The organism is Alcanivorax sp. (genome assembly GCF_014762765.1).
Classification (GTDB): Bacteria; Pseudomonadota; Gammaproteobacteria; order Pseudomonadales; family Alcanivoracaceae; genus Alcanivorax.
Genome location: NZ_JABURH010000170.1, coordinates 1 through 5915, shown reverse-complemented (window position 1 = coordinate 5915; position 5915 = coordinate 1). Strand labels below are relative to the sequence as shown.

General features: G+C 60.3%; 5 protein-coding genes. 1 reads left to right on the top strand and 4 read right to left on the bottom strand.

Features of this window, described 5'->3' with window-relative positions; all coding sequences use genetic code 11:
* From HUJ17_RS12470 to HUJ17_RS12455, 4 genes are all read right to left on the bottom strand, one after another.
* The coding region (locus HUJ17_RS12470) for a GNAT family N-acetyltransferase (RefSeq protein ID WP_290510995.1) at positions 1-494 on the bottom strand (494 nt) is incomplete at its 3' end.
* Complete coding sequence (locus HUJ17_RS12465) at positions 491-1693, bottom strand: MFS transporter (RefSeq protein WP_290510994.1); 1203 nt, start codon at positions 1691-1693, stop codon at positions 491-493. The genes HUJ17_RS12465 and HUJ17_RS12470, both read right to left, overlap by 4 nt.
* On the bottom strand, positions 1693-3021 hold the full coding sequence (locus HUJ17_RS12460) for a SidA/IucD/PvdA family monooxygenase (RefSeq protein WP_290510993.1): 1329 nt from the start codon (positions 3019-3021) through the stop codon (positions 1693-1695). The genes HUJ17_RS12465 and HUJ17_RS12460 overlap by 1 nt, the downstream gene beginning before the upstream one ends.
* Complete coding sequence (locus HUJ17_RS12455) at positions 3014-4579, bottom strand: aspartate aminotransferase family protein (RefSeq protein ID WP_290510992.1); 1566 nt, start codon at positions 4577-4579, stop codon at positions 3014-3016. Before HUJ17_RS12455 ends, HUJ17_RS12460 begins: the two co-directional genes overlap by 8 nt.
* A gap of 295 nt (positions 4580-4874) precedes the next feature.
* Between HUJ17_RS12455 and HUJ17_RS12450 the strand changes: the two genes are divergently transcribed.
* Entirely contained in the window at positions 4875-5666 is a 792-nt protein-coding gene (locus HUJ17_RS12450) for a M48 family metallopeptidase (RefSeq protein WP_290510991.1), read from the top strand.
* Positions 5667-5915: the final 249 nt, after the last annotated feature.

Here is a 5915-nt window from a genome sequence, read left to right as displayed (position 1 = left end):
ATGGTATTGGCGTACACAAAACCGCCAAACCGGTTCAGGGTGTGAATGCGCTCATTGCGTTCATCCGGCTCCACAACCACCCGCCGCGCCCCCTGATCCCGGAACATGAAGTCCATGACCCCGGCAAAAACGGCACGGGTGAAACCGGATACCGGTGTCCGGCTGGGCGCCACCAGCACGTGCATGCCGCGATCACCGGGCTGCACCGGATAATGGGCTCCCACCGGATCGCGACGGGGATCGTAACTCTCGATCAGGCACACCGGGCGCCCTTCATGGAAACCAAGAAACCCCTCACCGGTGCCCGACTCAGGTAACTGACGATAAAAATCCGCCAGTTGGTTTTCATTCATGTCCTGCATCCCCCAGTAGCGAGCATGCTCACTGCTCAGCCAGTGGTGGATCAGCGCAATATCATCCGGCACCTGCACAGCACGGATGTGGAAACGGCCAAAGCCGGTAATATCAACAGAAAACGGGGTCTTGCTTGTCATGTTTCACTCCGGGAAAGCGCAGAAAGAAATGAGGCATTACGGGACGACGAGAAAAGCGGGCGCACCAACACCAGATAAAGCACCAGGGTCAAGGCAAGCCCCAGCGCCCCGGCCAGGAAGGTCGGACGGGGACCGGCAAAGGCCACCAGGGCACCGGTCGCAAAGGACGACACCAGCACGCCCAGGTTCTGGAAGACACTGATCTTGCTGAAATCAGCGGCATAGCTGGCCGGGCGACTCAGCACATAAAGCAACTGGTCCAGCCCCACTGTGGCGCGGAACAACCCCCAGCCGTAAAGAAGCCGCCCGGCCAGCACCAGCACCATGCTGCCGCTGGCTTGCAGCATCAGCCCGAGAGCACAAAGCGCCATGGCCGGCAGCAGCACCCCCTTGGCATCACCACTGTGGCCACGGCGGTAATCCAGCCACAGCACCAGCACCGCCACCGCACCGGGCAGAGCAAAGATCGCCCCGGCCAGCACCTCGCTGGAGTTACCGGACAATGCCTCCCAGTAACGGGCGAAAAAGGGACGGGTGAGGTAAATCGCAAAGTAGAACAGGAACATGACACTGCCGAGACGCAGAATTACCGGCCAGGCCAGGGGATGCGCCGCGTCTTCGGCTTCCTCGCTGGCGCGGGGAGCTTGCGAGGTTTTCTGACGGAGCAGGTAGAGGCACACCAGGATCTGGAACAGGTCGCCAAACGTCATCAGCAGGTAAACCTGGCGCGGCTCGAAGAACTGCAGTACCGAGCCCCCCAGAAGCGCGCCGAAGATGGCACCAAAATGCACTACCACGGACAACAGACCGATGGTGCGACCATGGCCGTCCAGTGCTTCCTGACTCATCAGCAGCGGATACACCAGCAGGTAGCTGCCCTTGAACACCAGCATGGTCAACGACAACAACCAGAACGCGGTGGCCGACGGCGCCGCCCAGCAAAGTACGCTGAACAACCCGGCAGCCAACTGGGTATAAACCAGCAACTGAAGCACCGGAATCCGTCGGGCGACCCGAGCCCAGAAGGGAAAGGCAAGCATCACGACCGCGCAACAGGCAGCGATGTAGGCTCCCACATAATTGGGGTCGGTAATGCCGAACACGCGCTCGAAAAACTGCGGGTAGAACGGCAGCAGCATGGTATCGCTGACCACCGCGGCCAGCGTCATGGCGATCAGCCAGAATTTCATGGGTCTCATTACGCGCTCTCCCGCCGGGCTTCCAGCACGACATCGCTCGCTTCCGGCACACCGAACTCCTGGAAGGCAATCCGTTTTTCCACCCTGTAGGGTTCACGGCCGGTAACCGCACGCAGGATGCAGGCGTTGCGATAGCAAGCCATGCCCAGATCCGGGGTGACAAAACCGTGGCTATGCAGCGGGCCGTTCTGGATAAACACATCACCGCGCTGGTCGATGCTGTAATCGCGACGGGGGTCCAGCCGGTCTTGATCATCACGGCGCAGCCGATCCGAAATACCGTCCAGACAGTAGGGTTCCCGGTACTGGTAACCGGTGGCCAGCACCAGTGATGAGGTCTGGTGCCGGAAATCACGCTGCTGCTCATGGTGATGAAAATCCAGCTCCAGCCGGTTGGAGACACGATCACGGTGTGCCCCGGTCAGGCTGGAGTTGGTCATCAGCACCACCGGCACCTCACCTGCCAAGCGCTTGCGGTACAGCAAGTCATGGATATCGTTGATCAGCTCCGAGTTAATCCCCTTGTAGAGCTGTTTCTGCTCTGCGATCAGGCGATCACGGCTGGCCGCCGGCAGACCATGGAAATAGTCCACATACTCCGGCGAGGTCATCTCCAGAGTCAGTTTGGTGTACTCCAGTGGGAAAAACCGCGGTGAGCGGGTGAGCCAACTGAGCCGATAGCTGTCCGGGCCAGCCTGTTCCAGCAGGTCATAAAAGATTTCTGCTGCACTCTGGCCACTGCCCACCAGAGTGACGCTCCCCTGTTGTTGCAGCTCGGCCTTGTGCTTTAGGTAATCGCTGGCGTGGATCACTTTCTCGCCCAGCCCCTCACAGCAGGCCGGTATCGACGGCGTTGGACCAGTGCCCATGACCAGCTTGCGCGCCAGCACCGTTTCACGACCGCCATTATCGTTACGGCGCACGGTCAGCCGGTAGCAGTCACGGGCGTCATCGAACTCGATCCGGGACACATGACGATTGAACGCCACATTACTCAGCTGGCCGGCGGCCCACTGGCAGTACTGGTTGTATTCACGGCGCAACAGGAAAAAGTTTTCACGGATGTAGAAAGCGTACAGACGACCCTGCTGCTTGATGTAATTGAGAAAACTGTAACGGCTGGTGGGATCGGCCAGGGTCACCAGATCCGACATGAACGGCGTCTGCAGGTGCACGTCATCCATCATTAGTCCGGGGTGCCAGTCAAAGTCGGGATTTTCATCCAGAAACAGGGAAGACAGCCCCGCCACCGGCTCTGCCAGACAGGCCAGACTGAGATTGAATGGCCCCAGGCCAATACCGACCAGGTCATAAATGGAATCACTCACAGATCACCTCCGGCTCAGCGTGCTGCGAGGCGTGCGCTTGTGAGGCTACCAACTGCTGGCCGCCGTATTGCTTGATCAACTCCACGATGGCACGAATGTCCGCCAGACCGGTCTGCGGGTTCAGCAGGGTAAACTTGAGATATTGACGGTCATGAACGCGGGTCCCGGCGATCATCGCTTTGCCCGAGCGCATGATGTCGCTGCGAATGGCCGGATTGATCCGGTTAAGCGTCTGATCGTCAACACCGGCAGGCTGATAGCGAAACACCAGGGTGCTCAGCTGAGGCTGGTGTATCACCTGGATATCCGGCTCCGACAGCAATAACAGATAGGCCTGACGGGCACGCTGGATGACCGTATCGAACGCCTCCCCCAGGGCATCCGCCCCCACCGTGCGCAGGGTCAGCCACAGCTTGAGGGCATCAAACCGCCGGGTCGTCTGCAGGCTCTTGTCCACCAGATTCGGGGGCCCTTCCTGCCGGGCACAGAAGGGGTTCAGGTAATCCGCATGCCAGGTGACGCAGGACAGGTGATGGCGATTACGCACCAGCAGGGCACTGCAACTGACGGGCTGAAAGAAACTCTTGTGGTAATCCACCGTCACCGAGTCGGCCTGCTCAATGCCATCAAGGCAGTGCCGGTGGCGACGGGAGTTGAGCAGGCCGCAGCCGTAGGCCGCATCCACGTGGAACCAGATGTCATGGGCCCGGCAAAGAGCACTGGTGGCCGGCAGCGGATCAATACTGCCGAAATCCGTGGTGCCGGCGGTGGCCACCACCGCCAGTGGATAGTCGCCCTCAGCCTTGCACCGGAGGATGGCCGCTTCCAGGGCTTGCGGGTCCATGCGGTAGTAACGGTCGCTCTGCACCGGCACCACCGCCTGATAGCCCAGCCCCAACAGGGAGGCCGCCTTCTGGACACTGAAGTGACTCATTTCCGAGGCGAAGATGCGTAACCGGCTGGATTCCGGAGGAAGGCCCTGTTCACGGGTGCAGTGATGCCAGCGGCGCTGGCAGAAATGGTCCCTGGCCAGCAGCATGGCCATCAGGTTGGACTGGGTGCCTCCTGTGGTAAAAACACCATCCGCCTCTTCACCCAGCCCGATCCGTTTTGCGGTCCAGTCTACCAGCGCCTGCTCGATCAGGGTGGCACCGGCACTCTGATCCCAGGTTTCCACCGCCGTGTTCACGCCACTCTGAATCGCTTCGGCCAGCACCGCCGGCAGGGTGACCGGGCAATTCAAATGGGCCAGGTAACGGGGATGATGGAAATACACCGCATCACGCAGGTACAGGTCATCCACCTCGACCAAAGCCTGTTCCAGATTGCCAAGAGGGCAATCCAGATCCACACGGCTGAACAACGGCGCCAGCTCGCCGGGGAGAATGCCGCTGAATGGACCGGTCGTGCCCTCCAGCCGATGCTGCAGCAAATCCATAACTGCCTGCATGCCCTGGCGGTAATCACTCACGCTGAAGTCACCAAAAACGGGAAACGGCTCGGCAGTCCCGCTGCCGTCGAGTCTGGACGGCATGAACGGCACAGCTTGATCACTCATGATGTATCCTTAGCTTGTCGGGTAACGTGTCAAAAGAGAAAGACATGACGGGGCCCCACCACTCATGGCAGTGTCGAGACTCGGTCAGATTTGTGCCGGGGAAGACCGGCTGGAGAGGCTGGCTTTGAGGCTGGCCATGGCGCCGCAACGCCTAACAGGAAGTGCTGACAGACGCCATAGTGAAAATGATTCTCGTTTAATATTTTGGCGCTGTCAAACCGGAATCCGTAAAATCCACGCCCTCGTATGCCGATATTCTGTCCACTCCAACGGACAGTCCCGGACAGGTGAACCGATGAACAAAACGCCTTTCATGATTCTGGCCATGCTGCTGCTCGCTGGTTGCGACAAGACCCCCACAGGGCGCGACCAGCTGGCACTGGTTCCGGCGTCGATGATGGCCCAGTTTGGCAGCCAGGCCTTTCTGCAGATGCAGCAACAGATTCCCGTCAGCGAGAATGCGACCAGCAATGCGCGAGTGCAGTGCATCGCCCGGGAAATCCTGCTGGAAGTGGGCAATCGCTTTCCCGGCACGCCCATGCCGAATACCTGGGAAATCGTGCTGTTTGATGACCCCGCCCCCAACGCCTTTGCCCTGCCCGGCGGCAAGATCGGCGTGAATCAGGGATTACTGGACGTGGCCAGCAGCAATGCCCAGCTGGCCACAGTGATCGGCCATGAGGTAGCTCATGTACTGGCACGCCACGGCAATGAGCGGCTGACCCAGGAACTGGGCATCAAGGCGATATTGTTACTGGTGGGGCTGTTCAGCGAGGGAGACGGAGACAGCGAGCGGATCATCCAGGCGCTGGGGCTGGGTGCCCATCTGGGCATTGCCCTGCCCTTCAGCCGCGCCCACGAGGAGGAAGCGGACGTGATGGGGCTGGAGTTGATGGCCAGCGCCGGCTTCGATCCGCGAGAGAGCACGCAACTATGGCGTAACATGGCCGCCGCCGGAGGCGGGCAACCGCTGGAGTTCCTGTCTACCCACCCCAATCACGATTCGCGCATCGATGCTCTGCAAGCGCGCATGGAAGAAGCCCGCCGGCTTTATCAGGCAACCGATCCCGCCCATTGCGGAAACTGACCGTGGCCACAAACGCAAAGGGCACCGGGAGAATGTACTCCCGATGCCCTTTTCTGTGAATCTGATGGCGTCGCCGGATCAGGCCCGGGCGGCCGCCTCTGCTTCCTTCGTCTGTGCCACAACCGCCGGCTGCCAAGTGTAATCCTTCATGTTCACGGTCCAGGTGCGAGCCATAAACTGGAAGGTGGCGTGGGGCCACAGGGCGGTATTGCGGCCATCGGCCTGCTGATACCAGCTCATGCAGCCGCC

Excerpts from the sequence above, each read along its gene's own strand:
- HUJ17_RS12465 (WP_290510994.1), bottom strand. The coding sequence starts at position 1,693 with ATGAGACCCATGAAATTCTGGCTGATCGCCATGACGCTGGCCGCGGTG.
- HUJ17_RS12455 (WP_290510992.1), bottom strand. The coding sequence starts at position 4,579 with ATGAGTGATCAAGCTGTGCCGTTCATGCCGTCCAGACTCGACGGCAGC.
- HUJ17_RS12450 (WP_290510991.1), top strand. The coding sequence starts at position 4,875 with ATGAACAAAACGCCTTTCATGATTCTGGCCATGCTGCTGCTCGCTGGT.